General features: G+C 75.5%; 2 protein-coding genes (1 of these 2 cut by a window edge). Both read right to left on the bottom strand.

The window, feature by feature from the left end:
- A protein-coding gene (locus B4U46_RS35795) for a type I polyketide synthase (RefSeq protein ID WP_079432441.1) crosses the window boundary here: on the bottom strand, window positions 1–6,850 show its 5' portion. Its footprint begins 21,368 nt before the window's first position; only the first 6,850 of its 28,218 coding nucleotides appear in the window; the start codon lies at window positions 6,848–6,850; its stop codon lies beyond the left edge, outside the window.
- A gap of 55 nt (window positions 6,851–6,905) precedes the next feature.
- The gene (locus B4U46_RS39775) at window positions 6,906–18,077 is read right to left on the bottom strand and encodes a type I polyketide synthase (protein ID WP_079432442.1); all 11,172 of its coding nucleotides are present in this window, start codon (window positions 18,075–18,077) and stop codon (window positions 6,906–6,908) included.
- Between the last annotated feature and the right edge of the window lie 16 nt (window positions 18,078–18,093).

Below are 18,093 nucleotides of genomic sequence, written 5' to 3' on the forward strand. Positions count from 1 at the left end.
CGGCCACCTCCGCCTCAGCCGCACGCACCGACACCATCGCACCACCAGCCGGCAGCGCCTGCATCAGCCGACCACGGGCGACGACCAGCCGCACCGCATCAGCCAGCGAGAACACCCCCGCCACATGCGCAGCAGCGATCTCACCCACCGAATGCCCGAGCAGGTAATCAGCCCGCACACCCCAGCTCTCCACGAGCCGGAACAGCGCCACCTCGATCGCGAACAGCGCCGGCTGCGTGAACTCCGTACGGTCCAGCTCAGCGGAGTCCTCCGCGAACATCACCTCGCGCAGCGGCCTGTCCAGCTCAGGGTCGGCGTGGGCGCACACGGCGTCCAGCGCCTGCGCGAACACCGGGAACGCGGCATACAGCTCGCGCCCCATCCCGGCCCGCTGCGCACCCTGACCCGTGAACAGGAAACCCGTCAGGCCCGGGAGCGCCGCGCCGCGCACCACGCCCGGCGCGGACTCGCCGCGTGCCAGCGCCTCCAGGCCCGCCACCGGGTCGGCGCCCAGGACCACGGCCCGGTGCTCGAAGGCGGTGCGGGAGGCGGTGAGGGCGTGGGCGGTGTCGCGTTCGCCGATGCCGGCACCGGGGCCTGCGGCGAACGCGGCGAGGCGTCCGGCCTGGGCGGCCAGTGCCTCCGGCGTACGGCCGGACACCACCCACGGCACCACCGGCAGCGGAGCGAGGGCGGCCGCAGCCGGCTCGGCCACCGGAGCGGTCTCGGGTGCCTGTTCGAGGATCACGTGGGCATTGGTGCCGCTGATGCCGAACGAGGAGACGCCGGCCCGGCGCGCGTGCCCGGTCTCGGGCCAGTCGCGGGCCTGCGTCAGCAGTTCGACCGCACCCGCCGACCAGTCGACCTGCGGGGTCGGGTCGCCGACGTGCAGAGTGGGCGGCAGGATGCCGTGCCGGATCGCCTGGACCATCTTGATGACACCGGCGACACCGGCGGCGGCGGCCGGGTGGCCGATGTTCGACTTGATGGAGCCGAGCCACAGCGGCTCGTCGCCGGAACGTTCCTGCCCGTAGGTGGCCAGCAGCGCCTGCGCCTCGATCGGGTCGCCCAGCGTGGTACCGGTGCCGTGCGCCTCCACCGCGTCGACCTCGGCCGCCGACAGGCCGGCGTTGGCCAGGGCCGCGCGGATGACGCGCTGCTGGGACGGGCCGTTGGGGGCGGTCAGTCCGTTGGAGGCGCCGTCCTGGTTGACGGCGGAGCCGCGGACGACGGCGAGGACGGGGTGGCCGTGGGCGCGGGCGTCGGAGAGCCGCTCCAGGAGGAGCATGCCGACGCCCTCGCCCCAGCCGGTGCCGTCGGCGTCGGCGGAGAACGGCTTGCAGCGGCCGTCCTCGGCGAGGCCGCGCTGGCGGGAGAACTCCACGAAGGCGGTGGGGGTGGGCATGACGGCGACACCGCCGGCGAGGGCCATCGTGCACTCGCCGTTGCGCAGGGCCTGGGCGGCCCAGTGCAGGGCGACCAGGGACGAGGAGCAGGCGGTGTCGATGGTGACCGCGGGACCCTCGAGGCCGAGGACGTAGGAGACGCGGCCGGACATGACGCTGGTGGCGGTGCCGGTCAGCAGGTGGCCGTCGGCGCCCTCGACGCTCTGGCGGACCCCGGCGCCGTAGCCGGAGGAGGAGCCGCCGGCGAAGACGCCGGTGCGGCTGCCGCGCAGCGTGGCGGGGTCGATGCCGGCGCGTTCGACGGCCTCCCAGGAGGCTTCCAGCAGCAGCCGCTGCTGGGGGTCCATGGCGAGGGCCTCGCGGGGGGAGATCCCGAAGAAGTCGGCGTCGAAGTCGGCGATGCCGGGCAGGAAGCCGCCGTGCCGGGTGTAGCTGGTGCCCTGGTGGTCGGGGTCGGGGTGGTAGAGCGCCTCGACGTCCCAGCCCCGGTCGGTGGGGAAGGCGGTGATGCCGTCTCGGCCTTCGGCGACGAGGTTCCACAGGTCGTCGGGGCCGGCTACGCCGCCCGGGTAGCGGCAGCTCATGGCGACGATGGCGATGAGGTCGTCGTCTCCTTCGCCGGCCGGGCGGGCCGGCATGGCCGAGCGGTCCGCGGCCGGGTCGGACGCCGTGTCGTCGGTGACGAGTTCGCCGCGGAGGTGTTCGGCCAGGGCGGCCGGGGTGGGATGGTCGAAGACGAGGGTGCCGGGGAGGGTGAGGCCGGTCTCGGCGCCCAGCAGGTTGCGCAGTTCGACGGCGGTGAGGGAGTCGAAGCCCATCTCGCGGAAGGCGCGGTCGACGTGGACGGCGTCGGCGGAGGCGTGGCCGAGGACGGCACGGGCCTGGGCGCGTACCAGGTCGAGGAGGAGCCGGGACTGTTCCGCGGGGGTGCGGGCGGCCAGCTTGCGGCGCAGCTCGGCGGCGGTGTCCGTGGCGGCGGAGGCGGTGTCCCGGGCGGGGCCGGCGGCCCCGGTGGTCTGGGCGGTGAGCGCCTCGGGGACGCCGGCGAGGAACGGGCGGGGTCCGGCGGCGGTGAAGCCGGGGACGAACGCGGCCCAGTCGACGTCGGCGACCGCGGTGTGGGGGGTGTCGTCGGCGAGGGCCTGGCGCAGGGCGGCGACGGCGAGGTCGGGGGCCATGACGGGCAGGCCCTGGCGGCGCAGCCGGTCCTCGTCGCCGGCCGCCATGCCGCCCTCGGCCCAGGGGCCCCAGGAGACGGCGGTGGCGGTCAGCCCGCGGCTGCGGCGGTGCAGGGCGAGGGCGTCGAGGTGCGCGTTGGCGGCGGCGTAGCCGGCCTGGCCGCCGCTGCCCCAGACGCCGGAGATGGAGGAGAACAGGACGAACGCGTCGAGTTCGCGGTCGGCGTCGAAGAGGGCGTCGAGGTGGACGGCTCCGGCGACCTTGGCGGTGAAGACGTCGGCGAGTTCGTCGGCGTCGGTGGTCGACAGGAGGGTGGCGCGGCCGATGCCGGCGGCGTGGACGACGGTGCGGACGGCGGGGCCGTCGGCCTCGGCGGTGCGGATGACGGCGGCCAGCGCGTCGCGGTCGGCGACGTCGCAGGCTGCGACGGTGACGCGGGCGCCGAGGGCGGTGAGTTCGGCGGCCAGCTCTCCGGCGCCGGGCGCGTCGGGGCCGCGCCGGCTGGTCAGGACGAGGTGCTCGGCACCGTTCGCGGCGAGCCAGCGGGCCACGTGCGCGCCGAGCGCGCCGGTACCGCCGGTGATCAGGGCGGTGCCGCGCGGCTGCCAGTCGGCGGCGGGGTCGCCGGGGGCGACGCGGGTGAGGCGGCGGGCGTAGGCGCCCGCGGCGCGGAGGGCGACCTGGTCCTCGCGGCCCTGTCCTTCGGCGGCGGTGTGGCCGGCGAGGACGGTGCACAGGCGGTCGGCGGAGCGGTCGTCGAGGGTCTCGGGCAGGTCGACGAGGCCGCCCCACTGGCGGTGTCGTTCGAGGCCGATCACCCGGCCCAGTCCCCAGAGGGCGGCCTGGGCGGGGCGGACGGCCCGGTCGGCGCGGCCGGTGGCGACGGCGCCCCGGGTCGCGGTCCACAGCGGCGCGGGCGCCGCGTCGTGGCCGGTGTCTGCGGTGTCGCCGAGGGCCTGGAGGAGGGCGACGGTGGCGGGTACGGCGGCCGGGAGCGCCGGGTGGCCGGGGTGGGGGGTCTCGTCGAGGGCGAGGAGGGACAGGACGCCGGCGAGGGGGCGGCCTGCGAGGGCGTCGTCGAGGCGCGCCGCGAGGGCGGTGCGGTCGCCGTCCGCGGTGGGGTCGAGGGGGAGCCGTACGACGTCGGCGCCGCGCACGGTGAGGGCGGCGGCGCAGGCGTCGGCCTGCCCGTCGGTGCCGCCGGCCGGCTCGACGAGGAGCCAGGTGCCGGTGGGGGCCGTGCCGGTGGCCTGCGTCAGCGGCGTCCAGGTGACCTGGTACCGCCAGGATTCGACGGTGGAGCGGCTGCGGCGGTCGCGGCGCCAGCGGGAGAGCGTGGGCAGCAGCTCGCCGAGGAGGGGCTCGGCGGTGTCGTCGGCCTCGAGGGCGGCGGCGAGCCCGGCGAGATCCTGTTCCTCGACGGCCGTCCAGAAGCGGGCCTCGTCGGCGGTGGCGTCCGCGGCCGCCGCCGGTCCGGCGGCGGGAGCGGGCGTCGGCCAGAAGCGGCGGTGCTGGAAGGCGTACGTCGGCAGGGCCGCGGGCCGGGCGCCGGTGCCGGCGAAGAAGGCGGTCCAGTCGGGGGTGGCACCGTCGACGTGTACGCGGGCCAGCGCGGCGGGTGCGGTCTGCGCCTCGGGGCGGTCCTTGCGCAGGACGGGCACGAACAGGGCGTCCGCGAGGCAGTCGGCTCCCATCGCCGAGAGCACGCCGTCGGGGCCGAGTTCGACGAAGCGGGTGACGTCCAGGTCGTGGAGGGCGGCGAGGCCGTCGGCGAAGCGCACGGCCTCGCGGACGTGCCGCACCCAGTAGGCGGGGTCGCGCAGTTCCCTGGCGGTGGCGGTGCGGCCGGTGACGTCGGAGACGAGCGGGATTGCGGGGGCGTGGTAGGTGAGGGTGTCGGCCACCTGCCGGAACTCGTCCAGCATCGGGTCCATGAGCGGGGAGTGGAAGGCGTGGCTGACGGTGAGCCGCTTGGTCTTGATCCCGCGCTCGGCGAGCACGGCCGCGATGGCGGTCACGGACTCGGCGGCACCCGAGACGACCACGGACTCCGGCCCGTTGACGGCGGCGATGCTGACGTCCTCGTACGCGGCGACCAGCTCGGCCACCTCCGCCTCGGAGGCCCGCACCGACACCATCGCGCCACCAGCCGGCAGCGCCTGCATCAGCCGGCCACGGGCGACGACCAGCCGCACCGCGTCGGAGAGGGAGAACACCCCCGCCACGTGCGCGGCGGCGATCTCGCCGATGGAGTGGCCGAGGAGGTAGTCGGGGCGCATGCCCCAGCTCTCCACCAGCCGGTACAGGGCGACCTCGATGGCGAACAGGGCCGGCTGCGTGAACTCGGTGCGGTCCAGCTCGGCCGACTCGCCTGCGAACATCACCTCCCGCAGCGAACGCCCCAGCACCGGGTCGATCTCCGCGCAGACCGCGTCCAGCGCCTCCGCGAACGCGGGGAAGGTCTCGTAGAGTTCCCGGCCCATGCCCGCGCGCTGCGCGCCCTGGCCGGTGAAGAGGAACGCGGTCCGGCCGTCGCGGACGCGGCCGGTGACCAGGCCGGGTTCGGTCCGGCCCGCGGCCAGCGCCTCGAGGCCGCGGACGAGGTCGTCGCGGCCGGTGCCGAGGACGACGGCCCGCTGGTGGAGCGCGGCGCGGGTGGTGGCCAGGGCGTGGGCGATGTCGAGGGGGCGGTCGCCGGGGCGGCCGTCACGGGTGTGCTCGTCGGAGGTTTCTTCGTCGGAGGCGTTCTCGCCGAGGGCTTCCAGCAGACGGGCGGCCTGCGCGCGCAGGGCGGTGTCGTCCGTGCCGGACAGCGTCCAGGGCAGCACCGGCGCCGCGGCGGCGGCCGAAGCCGCACCGTCCTCGGCCGGCGGGGCGTCCTCGGCCGCAGGGGCCTGTTCGACGATGGCGTGCGCGTTGGTGCCGCTGACGCCGAAGGCGGAGACGGCGGCGCGCCGAGGCCCGCCCGTCTCGGGCCAGGGGCGGGCCTCGGTGAGCAGTTCGACCGCCCCGGAGGCCCAGTCGACGTGCGGGGTCGGCTCGTCGACGTGGAGGGTCTTGGGCAGGACGCCGTGCCGGAGCGCCATGACCATCTTGATGAGGCCGGCGACGCCGGAGGCGGCCTGGGAGTGGCCGATGTTGGACTTGAGGGAGCCCAGCCACAGCGGCCGTCCGTCGTTCCGTTCCCGGCCGTAGGTGTCGAGGAGGGCCTGGGCTTCGATCGGGTCGCCGAGGACGGTTCCGGTGCCGTGCGCCTCGACCGCGTCGACCTGGGCGTACGTCAGGCCCGCGTTGTTCAGGGCCTGCTGGATGACGCGCTGCTGGGACGGGCCGTTGGGGGCGGTGAGGCCGTTGCTGGCACCGTCCTGGTTGACGGCGGAGCCCCGCAGCAGGCCGAGGATCCGGTGGCCGTTGCGCTGTGCGTCGGAGAGCCGTTCCAGCAGGATGACGCCGACGCCCTCGGACCAGCCGGTGCCGTCGCTGCCGGCGGCGAAGGACTTGCAGCGGCCGTCGGAGGCGAGGCCGCCCTGGGTGCTGAACTCGCTGAACGCGCCGGGCGTGACCATGACGGCGACGCCGCCGGCGAGTGCCAGGGAGCACTCGCCGGCGCGCAGCGCCTGGGCCGCGAGGTGGACGGCGACGAGGGAGGAGGAGCAGGCGGTGTCGACCGTGACGGCCGGCCCCTCCAGGCCGAGGAGGTAGGAGACGCGGCCGGAGACGACGCTGCCGGCGGTGCCGGTCAGGAAGTACCCCTCCGAGCTCTCCTGCGCGTTGTGCAGGGTGGCCCCGTAGCCGGAGGCCGACGCGCCGGCGAAGACGCCGGTGCTGCTGCCGCGCAGCGAGGCCGGGTCGATGCCGGCCCGTTCGACGGCCTCCCACGAGGCCTCCAGCAGCAGGCGCTGCTGGGGGTCCATGGCGAGGGCCTCGCGCGGCGAGATCCCGAAGAACTCCGGGTCGAACTCGGTGGCGTCGTGGACGAACCCGCCCTCGTAGGTGGCGGAGGCCGCCCCGTCGCCGCCGTAGAGGGCGCCGACGTCCCAGCCGCGGTCGGTGGGGAAGGGGCCGATCCCGTCGGTCCCGGAGTCCACGAGCCGCCACAGGTCCTCGGGGCTGCGTACGCCCCCCGGATAGCGGCAGCTCATGCCGACGATCGCCAGCGGCTCCCGCGCGGCGGCGGAAAGCTGCTGGTTCTGCTGCCGGAGGCGTTCGGTCTCCTTCAGCGACGCCCGAAGCGCTTCGAGGATCTTGTCCGGAGAGTTGGCCATCATGCACTCCACACTTCGCCCGCCGACGTCGACCAGGACGTCGTCGGGAACGCCATCAAAGGTTCGTACCGCCACCCAGAGCCAGTTCGATGAGGCTCTCGGCGTCCATGTCGTCGATTTCGCTGCCGTCGGCGCCGCCGTCGACCTCGTCGCCGCCGTTCCCGCCGTTCCCGCCATTGCCGCCGTCGCCATCGGCGAGCCGCAGCAGGGCGTCGAGCAGGCCCGCCTCCCGCAGCCGGGACACCGGGACGGAGGCCAGTGCGGCACGGACCGCCGCCTCGTCGCCGTGGCCGGAGCCGGCGGACGTGTCGCCGCCGCCCGGGCCGGTCGCCGCCCCCGGCATCAGCTTGGCCAGGACGTACCTGGCCACCGCCGACGGCGTGGGGTGGTCGAAGACCAGTGCTCCGGGCAGCCGCAGCCCCGTCACCGCACCCAGCCGGTTGCGCAGCTCCAGCGCGGTGAGCGAGTTGATGCCGAGGTCCTTGAAGGGCTGGTTCTGCTTGACCGCCCCGGGGGAATCATGCCCGAGGACTGTCGAGGTTTGCTCGCGTACGAGACCCAGTACGAGCGTCTCGCGCTCCGGCTCCGACAGCTCCGCGAGGCGGCCGCGCAGCACGTCGGCGGGGTTTTCGGCGTCGGGCCGGGCGGCGGCGTCCGCGTCCGCCTCGGCGCGGGCCAGGGCCTCGCGGACCTCTGGCAGTTCGCCGAGCAGCGGGCTGGGCCGCCGGGCGGTGAAGCCCTCCGCGAACCGGTCCCAGTCGACGTCGGCGACGGTCACGCAGGTGTCGTCGTCCTCCACGGCCCGCCGCAGCGCGGCGACGGCCAGGTCCTTGGGCATGGCGGCGAGCCCGCGGCGGCGCAGGTGGTCGGCGACGCCGTCGCTGACCATGCCGCCGTCGGCCCACGCGCCCCAGGAGACGGAGGTCGCGGTCAGTCCGCGGGCGCGGCGGCGCCGGGCGAGGCCGTCCAGGTGGGCGTTGGCGGCCGCGTAGGCGGCCTGGTTGCCGCTGCCCCACACGCCCGCGATGGACGAGAACAGCACGAAGGCGTCCAGGTCGTCGTCGGCGAAGAGCTCGTCGAGCACCTCCGCGCCGGTCTCCTTGGCGGCGAGGACCGCGTGCAGTCCGTCGCGCTCCAGCCCGGCCAGCGGGGCGGAGTGCGCGACGCCGGCGGCGTGCAGCACGGCCCGTACCGGGGTGTCGCCGTCCGCGCGCAGCCGCCGGACGAGCTCGGTCACCTGTGCGCGGTCGGTGGCGTCGCAGGCTTCGACGGTGACGCGGGCGCCCAGGGCGGTGAGTTCGGCGGCCAGCTCGCGGGCGCCGGGCGCGTCGGGGCCGCGCCGGCTGGTCAGGACGAGGTGCTCCACGCCGTTCGCGGCGAGCCAGCGGGCCACGTGGGCGCCGATCGCCCCCGTTCCGCCGGTGATCAGCGCGGTGCCGCGCGGCTGCCAGGTCCGTACCCGGGGCGCGGGCCGCGCGGGGGCCGGGGAAGCGTGGCGCAGCCGGCGTCCGAACACGCCCGAGGCGCGCACGGCCAGCTGGTCCTCGTCCCCGTACCCTCCGGCCAGCACGCCCGCGACCAGGGTTGCAGCCCGCTCGTCGGGGTCGGCGGGCACGTCGACCAGTCCGCCCCAGCGGTCGGGGTGTTCCAGGGCCGCGACACGGCCAAGGCCCCACAGCCGCGTCTGCGCCGGGTCGGTCCCGGCGTCGGACTCGGGTGCCGCGCCGGTGGTCACGCTCCACACCGGTGCCTCGACGCCCGCGTCCTCGAGGCCCTGGAGCAGGGCGACGGTGGGCCAGAGGGAGCCGTCGAGGCCGAGGAAGGAGACGATCCCGGCCGGTGCGGTGCCGTGCTCGGCGAGGAGCGCGGCGACGGCGGACCGGTCGGCGTCGGCCGCGGCGACCGGGACGAGGGTGCTCCGCGCGCCCCGGGCTTCGAGGGCCCGGACGACCGGCCCCACGACGGGGTGGTCGGCGCGGCCGGCCGGGACCAGGGCGAGCCAGGTGCCGGGGGGACCGTCCACCGGGGCCGGTTCGGGGAGCCGCTTCCAGGTGACCTTGTAGCGCCAGGAGTCCACGGCGGCCTGTTCACGGCGTTCGCGGCGCCACTGCGACAGGGCGGGGAGTACGTCGCTCCACGGCTGCTCGCCGGAAATGTCCAGCGTCTCGGTCAGCGCGTCCAGGTCCTCGCGTTCGACGGCCTCCCAGAAGGCCGCGTCCACCGGATCGGCCTGGACCGCCGCCGGGGCGGCCGCCCTGGGCTGCGGCCAGAAGCGCCGGTGCTGGAAGGCGTAGGTCGGCAGGTCGGTGCGCTGGGCGCCGGTGCCGTCGAAGACGGCCGTCCAGTCGACGCCGACGCCGCTCACCCACGCCTCGGCGAGCGAGGCGAACACCCGGCCCAGACCGCCCTCGTCACGGCGGAGCGAGCCGATCGCGACCGGCTCGACGCCGCTCTCGGACGCGTCGAGCGCCTCGAACGTCTGCGACAGACCGACGGCGAGGACCGGGTGCGGGCTCGACTCGACGAACAGACGGTACCCGTCGGCCAGGGCCGCCTTCACGGCCTGCTCGAACAGGACGGGGTTGCGCAGGTTGCGGTACCAGTAGCCGCCGTCCAGCTCGGTGCCGTCCAGCAGCTCGCCCGTGAGGGTGGAGTACATGGGGACCGCGGACGTACGCGGGTTCAGGCCGCTGAGCAGGTCGGCCAGTTCGGCCTCCAGCTTCTCCACATGGGAGCAGTGGGAGGCGTACTCCACCGCGACCCGGCGGGCCCGGACCCCCTCGGCCTCCAGGACCGTGACGAGCTCCTCGCAGGCGTCCGCGTCACCGGAAACCACCGTCGAGGACGGCCCGTTGACGGCGGCGACGGCCAGCCGGTCGCCGAAGGACGCGGCGATCCGCTCCGCCGCGTCGGCGGCGGAGAGGCCGACGGAGACCATGCCGCCCAGACCGGCGATGGCGTCGATGGCCTGGCTGCGCAGGGCCACCACCTTGGCGGCGTCCTCCAGGGAGAGGGCCCCGGCCACGCACGCGGCGGCGATCTCACCCTGCGAGTGGCCGATGACGGCCGCGGGGCGGACCCCGTAGGACTTCCAGACCTCGGCCAGCGCCACCATCACCGCGAACAGCACCGGCTGCACGACATCCACGCCCTCCAGGGCGTCGTCCGAACGCAGGACCTCCGTCAAAGACCAGTCCACGTAAGGCGCCAGGGCCGCTTCGCACTCGGCGATCCGCGCCGCGAACACCGGCGAGGAGTCGAGGAGTTCGACGGCCATGCCGACCCACTGCGAACCCTGGCCCGGGAAGACGAACACCGCCTCCGCGTGCGCACCGCCCGTGTGGCCGCGGACGACGCCGGCGGCCTCGCGGCCCTCGGCGAGGGCGGCGAGCGCCCCGGCCGGGTCGGCGCCCAGGACCACCGCGCGGTGCTCCATGACGGCCCGGGCCGTGGCGAGCGAGAGGCCCACGTCCGCCGGATCGGCGGGGGCCGCCAGGGAGGCGGCCAGGCGCTGCGCCTGGGCCCGGACCGCGGCCTCGGACTTCCCGGACAGCACCCACGGGACGGCCGGCAGGACCGTGCCGCCGGCGGGCTTCTCGGTCTGCGCGGCCCGGGGGTCGTGTTCCAGGAGGATGTGCGCGTTGGTGCCGCTCATGCCGAAGGAGGAGACACCGGCCCGGCGCGGACGGCCGGTCTCCGGCCACTCCCGGGCCTGCGTCAGCAGCTCCACCGCGCCCGCCGACCAGTCCACGTGCGGCGAGGGCTCACCCACGTGCAAGGTCCGCGGCAGCACACCGTGCCGCATCGCCTCGACCATCTTGATCACACCGCCGACACCGGCGGCGGCCTGGGCGTGGCCGATGTTCGACTTCAGCGAACCCAGGTAGAGCGGCTCGTCACCGGAACGTTCCTGCCCGTACGTGGCCAGCAGCGCCTGCGCCTCGATCGGGTCACCGAGCGTGGTACCGGTGCCGTGCGCCTCCACCGCGTCGACCTCGGCGGCCGACAGGCCCGCGTTGGCCAGGGCCGCGCGGATGACGCGCTGCTGGGACGGACCGTTCGGGGCGGTCAGCCCGTTGGAGGCGCCGTCCTGGTTGACGGCCGTGCCACGGACGACGGCGAGGACCTGGTGCCCGTTGCGCTCGGCGTCCGACAGGCGTTCCAGGACGAGGACGCCCGCGCCCTCGGACCAGCCCGTGCCGTCGGCGTCGGCGGAGAAGGCCTTGCAGCGTCCGTCGGCGGCGAGGCCCTGCTGGCGGGCGAACTCGGTGAAGATGCCGGGGCCGGCCATGACCATGACGCCGCCGGCGAGGGCCATCGAGCACTCGCCGGTGCGCAGGGACTGGGCGGCGAGGTGCAGGGCGACCAGAGAGGAGGAGCAGGCGGTGTCGACGGTGACGGCCGGGCCCTCGAAGCCGAAGGTGTAGGAGACACGGCCGGAGACCACGCTGGTCGCCGTGCCGGTCAGGAGGTGCCCTTCGAGTCCTTCGGCGCCCTGCTGGAGGGCGGCGCCGTAACCGGACGGCGAGGCACCGGCGAAGACGCCGGTGGCGCTGCCGCGCAGCGAGGTGGGGTCGATACCGGCGCGTTCGATCGCCTCCCAGGAGGTTTCCAGCAGCAGCCGCTGCTGCGGGTCCATGGCGAGGGCCTCGCGCGGGGAGATGCCGAACAGCTCGGGGTCGAAGTCCCCGGCGCCGCGCAGGAATCCGCCCTCGCGGCGGAATCCGTCGGGGCCCTCGGCGGCGGGGAGGTCCCAGCCGCGGTCCGTGGGGAACGCGGTGACGCCGTCGGTTCCGTCGAGGACCAGGCGCCACAGGTCCTCGGGGCCGGCCACCCCGCCCGGGTAGCGGCAGCTCATGCCGACGATCGCGATCGGTTCGTCGGCCGCGGGGGGCCCCGGGGTGCCCGCGGGCGTCGGGGCGGCCGGCTCCTCGTCCGGGCCGGCCAGTTCGCGCTGGAGGTGGGCCACCAGGTCGGCGGGCGTGGGGTAGTCGAAGACGAGGGACGCGGGCAGCCGCAGGCCGGTCGCGCCGCCGAGCCGGTTGCGCAGTTCGACGGCGGTCAGGGAGTCGAAGCCGAGTTCCTTGAACGCCTTGGTGGGCTGGACGCCCTCCGCCGTGCCGTGGCCGAGGACGGCGGCGGCCTCGCGGCGGACCAGGTCGAGCAGGGCCCGTTCCCGGTCGGGGCCCGCCCCCTGGGCCGGGCCGGCGGTGCGCCCGGCGTCGTGGCTGACGGCCCGGCGGGCGGCGGCGGAGGGACGGACCAGGGCGCGCAGCAGGGCCGGTACGCGGGCGGCGGGCTTGCGCAGCCGCGCGGTGTCGAGGCGCAGCGGCACGGCGACGGCCCCGCCGGTGCGGCGGGCGGCGTCGAAGGCGGCTAGGCCGTCGGCGGCGGTGAACGGGAGGATGCCGCTGCGGGTCATGCGGCGCCGGTCGGCGTCGCCGAGGGTGCCGGCCATGCTGCCGTCCAGGTCCCACGGCCCCCACGCGAGGGACTGGGCGGGCAGGCCGTGGGCCTGGCGGTGGGCGGCGAGGGCGTCCAGGAAGGCGTTGGCGGCGGCGTAGTTGCCCTGGCCGGGGGCGCCGGCGAGGGCGGAGGTGGAGGAGAAGAGGACGAAGTCCGCGAGGTCGCGGTCGGCGGTGAGTTCGTGGAGGTTCCAGGCCGCGTCGGCCTTGGCCCGGAGCACGGCCGTGATCTGCTCGGGGCGCAGGGTGGAGACGACGGCGTCGTCGAGGACGCCGGCGGCGTGGATGACACCGGTCAGGGGGTGTCCGGCCGGTACCGCGGCCAGGACGGCCGCCAGGGCCTCCCGGTCGGCGGCGTCGCAGGCGGCCACCGACACCGTCCGGGCGCCCGCTTCCTCCAGGCCCGCGACGAGTTCGGCGACGCCCGGGGCGTCGGCTCCGCGCCGGGACAGCAGCAGGAGGTGGCGGACCCCGTGCTCGGCGACCAGGTGCCGGGCGACCAGGCCGCCCAGGGCGCCCGTACCGCCGGTCACCAGCACCGTGCCGTCGGACTCGAACGGCGCCGGGAGGGTGAGGACGACCTTGCCGGTGTGGCGTGCCTGGCTGAGGTGGCGGAAGGCCTCCCCCGCCCGGCGGACGTCCCACGAGGTCACCGGGAGCGGTTCGAGGACGCCTTCGGCGAACAGACCCAGGACTTCTTCCAGGAGTTCGCCAATGCGCTGAGGGCCGGCGTCGATCAGGTCGAAGGACTGGTACGACACCCCCGGATGGCCGGCCGCGACCTGCTCGGGATCGCGCAGATCGGCCTTGCCCATCTCCACGAACCGCCCGCCGCGCGGCAACAGCCGCAGCGACGCATCCACGAACTCACCCGCCAGCGCATCCAGGACCACATCCACACCACGACCGTCCGTGGCCGCCAGGAACCTCTCCTCGAAGTCCAAAGTCCGCGACGAGGCGATCCGGGAGGCATCCACACCCGTCCCCCGCACCACCGGCCACTTGCCCTCACTCGCCGTCGCGAACACCTCCGCGCCCAGGTGGCGGGCCACCTGCACCGCAGCCATACCCACACCACCGGCAGCCGCGTGCACCAGCACCGACTCACCCTCGGACAGACCGGCCAGCTCCACCAGCGCGTAATACGCCGTCAGGAACACCACCGGCACCGAAGCCGCCCGAGCGAACGACCAGCCCTCCGGAACCCGCGCCAGCATCCGCGCATCCGTCACCGTCACCGGCCCGAACCCGCCGACCAGCACACCCATCACACGGTCACCCACAGCCAGGCCCGAAACCCCCGGACCCACCTCCAGGACCACACCCGCACCCTCGATACCCATCGAAGCCGCACCCGGATACACCCCCAACGCGATCAGCACGTCGCGGAAGTTCACACCCGCGGCACGCACCGCGACCCGCACCTCACCCGCACCCAGCTCCCGCAGCGCCTCCGGGGAGGGCCGTACGGACAGGCCGTCGACGGCGCCCCGGCCATCGGCGTCCATGCGCCAGGCGGAGCCGTCGGAAGGCAGGGCGAGGAGGGATCCGGCGGTGGCGGGGCGCACCAGGCGGGGCGCCCGCAGGGTGCCGTCACGCCACATCAGGTGCGGCTCGTCGGCGCCGAGGGCGGCGGCGACCGCCGGCCGCAGCGGGGCGGCCGGGTCGGCGGGAAGGTCGAGCAGCAGGAAGCGGCCGGGGTTCTCGGACTGGGCCGAGCGCAGCAGACCGTGGACGGCGGCCGCCGCGGGTTCCGCCCGCTCGGTGGCGTCGGCGGCGAGCGCGCCGCGCGTGAGGACGACCAGGCGTGCGTCGGCCAGCCGCTCGTCGGCGAGCCATTCCCGCAGGAGGCGGGCGGCGTCGGGGACGAGCCGGTGGGCGGCGGCGACCGGGTCCTCGCCGGGTCGGGCCGTGAAGGAGGCCAGCACCACGCGGGGGGCGGCGTCGGCCAGGGCGGCCAGATCCTGGTGGACGGGGACGCCGGGCAGAAGGGCGGCGGTGTCGGGCTGCTCGCCGAGCAGCGCCCAGTCGCCGGGCTCGTCCTGGGCGCCGGCGTCGGGGGCGGTGGGGACCCAGTCGAGGAGGTAGGCGTCGTCGCTGCCGACGGCGGGTGTGCCGACGGCGGTGGCACGGCGCAGGACGAGGGAGTCGACGGAGGCGACAGGCTGCCCGTCCAGGTCGGCGAGGTGGACGCAGACGGCCCCCTTGCCGGCCGGGGCGATGCGGAGGCGCAGTGCGCGGGCTCCGCCGGCGTGGAGGGCGACGCCGCTCCACGAGAACGGCACCCAGGCGGCGGGGCCGGCCTCGGAGCCTTCGTCCAGGGCGTCGAGGACGCCCAGACCCAGGCCGTGCAGGCCGGCGTCCAGGAGTGCCGGGTGGAGGCCGAACCCGTCGGCGGTGCGGTCGTCGGCGGGCAGCGCCACCTCGGCGTACAGTGCGCCGTCGTGCTGCCAGGCGGCGCGCAGGCCGCGGAAGAGCGGTCCGTAGCCGAAGCCTGCGTCGGCGAGCTGTTCGTACAGGCCGTCCACGGGCACCTCGGCGGCGCCGGCCGGCGGCCAGGCCTGAAGGTCGGGCGGAGCGGCGGAGGCCGCGGGGCCGGCGACGGCGAGGGAGCCGGAGGCGTGCAGGGTCCAGGGCGCGTCGTCGGCGTCCTGGGCGTCGGCGGGGCGCGAGTGGACGCGCAGCGGGCGACGGCCCGTGGCGTCCGGTTCGCCGACGAGCAGCTGGAGGAAGACCCCGCCGTGTTCGGGCAGTACGAGGGGCTGGTGGAGCGTGAGCTCGTCGACCAGGGTGCAGCCGGTGCGGTCGCCGGCCTGCACGGCCAGCTCGACGAAGGCGGTGCCCGGCAGCCACACCCGGCCGTGCACGGCGTGTTCCGCGAGCCACGGGTGGGTATCCGGCCCGATGCGGCCGGTCATGACGAGGCCGTCCTCGCCGGCGAGCGACACGCACGCGCCGAGCAGCGGGTGGTCCGCGGCCCCGAGTCCGAGGCCGGTGACGTCGCCGGGGGTGAAGCGGGCCTTCTTCGGCCAGAAACGCTGGTGCTGGAAGGCGTACGTCGGCAGGTCCACGCGGCGCGCGCCGGTCCCGGCGTAGTACGCGGCCCAGTCGACCGGGACGCCGTGGGCGTGGGCCCGCCCGAGTGCGGCGACCGCGGCCTCGGCCTCGTCGCGGTCCTTGCGCAGCACCGGCACGAACACGCCGTCCTCGACGCAGTCGGCGCCCATCGCGGACAGGACGCCGTCGGGGCCGAGTTCGACGAACCGGGTGACGCCCTCCGCTTCCAGGGCGGCCATGCCGTCCGCGAAGCGCACGGCCTCACGGACGTGGCGCACCCAGTACTCGGGCGAGCAGAGCTCTTCCCCGGAAGCCACCTCACCCGTGAGGTTGGAGACCACGGGGAGGGTCGGGGCGGCGAACGCGACCGACGCCAGGACGGTGCGGAATTCGTCCAGCATCGGGTCCATCAGCGGCGAGTGGAACGCGTGGCTGACCGTGAGCCGCTTGGTCTTGACACCCCGCCCGGCCAGCACGGCCGCAACAGCGGTCACCGAGTCTTCGGCACCCGAGATCACGACAGAACTCGGCCCGTTGACGGCCGCGATACTCACGTCCTCGTACGAGGCGACCAGCTCGGCCACCTCCGCCTCGGAGGCGCGTACGGAGACCATGGCACCACCAGCCGGCAGCGCCTGCATCAGACGACCACGCGCAACAACCAGACGCGCCGCATCAGCCAGCGAGAACACCCCCGCCACATGCGCAGCGGCGATCTCACCAATGGAGTGACCCAGCAGATAGTCGGACTTCAGACCCCAGCTCTCCACCAGCCGGAACAGCGCCACCTCGATCGCGAACAGCGCCGGCTGCGTGAACTCCGTACGGTCCAGCTCGGCGGAGTCCTCCGCGAACATCACCTCCCGCAGCGAACGCCCCAACACCGGGTCGATCTCCGCACACACGGCATCCAGCGCCTCGGCGAACACCGGGAAGGCCGCGTACAGCTCGCGCCCCATCCCCGCCCGCTGCGCACCCTGACCCGTGAACAGGAAGGCCGCCCGGGTGTCGTCGCCCGCGAGGCCGCGGACGAGGCCGGGGTGGGTGTCACCCGCGGCGAGGGCGGCGAGGCCGGCGGTGAGGGCGTCGTGGTCGGCGCCGAGGACGACGGCGCGGTGGTCGAAGGCGGTGCGGGTGGTGGCGAGCGCGCGGCCGGTGTCGGCGGGGTGGGGGCGGTCCGCGGCGGGGAGCCCGGTGAGGTGGGCGGTCAGGCGGGCGGCCTGGGAGGCGAGGGCCTCCTCGGTGCGGCCGGAAAGCGGCCAGGCGACGACGGGGAGCGGCCGGTCGGCGGGCGTGCCGGGGGCTTCGGCGGCCGCTTCGCGGGCTTCTTCGACGATGACGTGGGCGTTGGTGCCGCTCATGCCGAAGGAGGAGACGGCGGCGCGGCGCGGCCGGTCGGCGGCAGCCGGCCAGTCCCGCTGGTCGGTGAGGAGTTCCACCGCGCCCGCCGACCAGTCGACGTGCGGGGACGGCTCGTCGACGTGGAGGGTCTTGGGCAGGACGCCGTGGCGCATCGCCTGGACCATCTTGATGATGCCGCCGACGCCGGCGGCGGCCTGCGTGTGGCCGATGTTCGACTTCAGCGAGCCGAGCCACAGGGGGTTGCCGGCGGGGCGGCCCTGGCCGTAGGTCGCCAGCAGTGCCTGTGCCTCGATGGGGTCGCCGAGGCGGGTGCCGGTGCCGTGTGCCTCGACGGCGTCGACGTCGGGCGCGGCGAGTCCGGCGTCGGTCAGCGCGTCGTGGATGACGCGCTGCTGGGAGGGGCCGTTGGGGGCGGTGAGGCCGCTGCTGGCGCCGTCCTGGTTGACGGCGGAGCCGCGGATGACCGCGAGGACGGGGTGGCCAAGCCGGCGGGCGTCGGAGAGCCGTTCGATGAGGAGCATGCCGGCGCCTTCGCCCCAGCCGGTGCCGTCGGCGGCCGCTGCGAAGGCCTTGCAGCGGCCGTCGGCGGCGAGGCCGCGCTGGCGGGAGAACTCGATGAACGCGCCGGGGGTGGACATCATGGCGACGCCGCCGACGAGGGCCATGCTGCACTCGCCGCCGCGCAGTGCGCGGACGGCCCAGTGGAGGGCGACGAGAGAGGACGAGCAGGCGGTGTCGACGGTCGCCGCGGGGCCTTCCAGGCCGAGGGCGTAGGAGATGCGGCCGGACATGACGCTGGCGGAGCTGCCGATGGCGAGGTAGCCGCCGAGTTCCTCGGCCTCGTGGCGCAGCAGGGAGGCGTAGTCCTGGCTGTTGGAGCCGACGAAGACGCCGGTGGGGGTACCGCGCAGGGTCTCGGGGTCGATGCCGGCGCGTTCGACGGCCTCCCAGGCGGTCTCCAGGAGGAGGCGCTGCTGGGGGTCCATGGCGAGGGCCTCGCGCGGGGAGATCCCGAAGAAGGCGGCGTCGAAGTCGCCGGCGGCGTCGAGGAAGCCGCCTTCGCGGGTGTAGGAGGTGTTCGTCCCGTCCGGGTCGGGGTCGTAGAGGGCGTCGAGGTCCCAGCCCCGGTCGGCGGGGAAGCCGGTGACGGCGTCCCCGCCGGAGGCGACCAGGTCCCACAGCTGTTCGGGGGTGCGGATGCCGCCCGGATAGCGGCATCCCATCCCCACGATCGCCATGGGCTCCTGGCGCTCCTCCTCCACCTCGCGCAGGCGCTGCCTGGTCTGGCGGAGCTCGCCCGTCATCCACTTCAGGTGGTCCAGAAGCTTCTCTTCGTTCCCCATCAGGGAAACACCCCCG

Source organism: Streptomyces katrae (genome assembly GCF_002028425.1).
GTDB lineage: Bacteria > Actinomycetota > Actinomycetes > Streptomycetales > Streptomycetaceae > Streptomyces > Streptomyces katrae_A.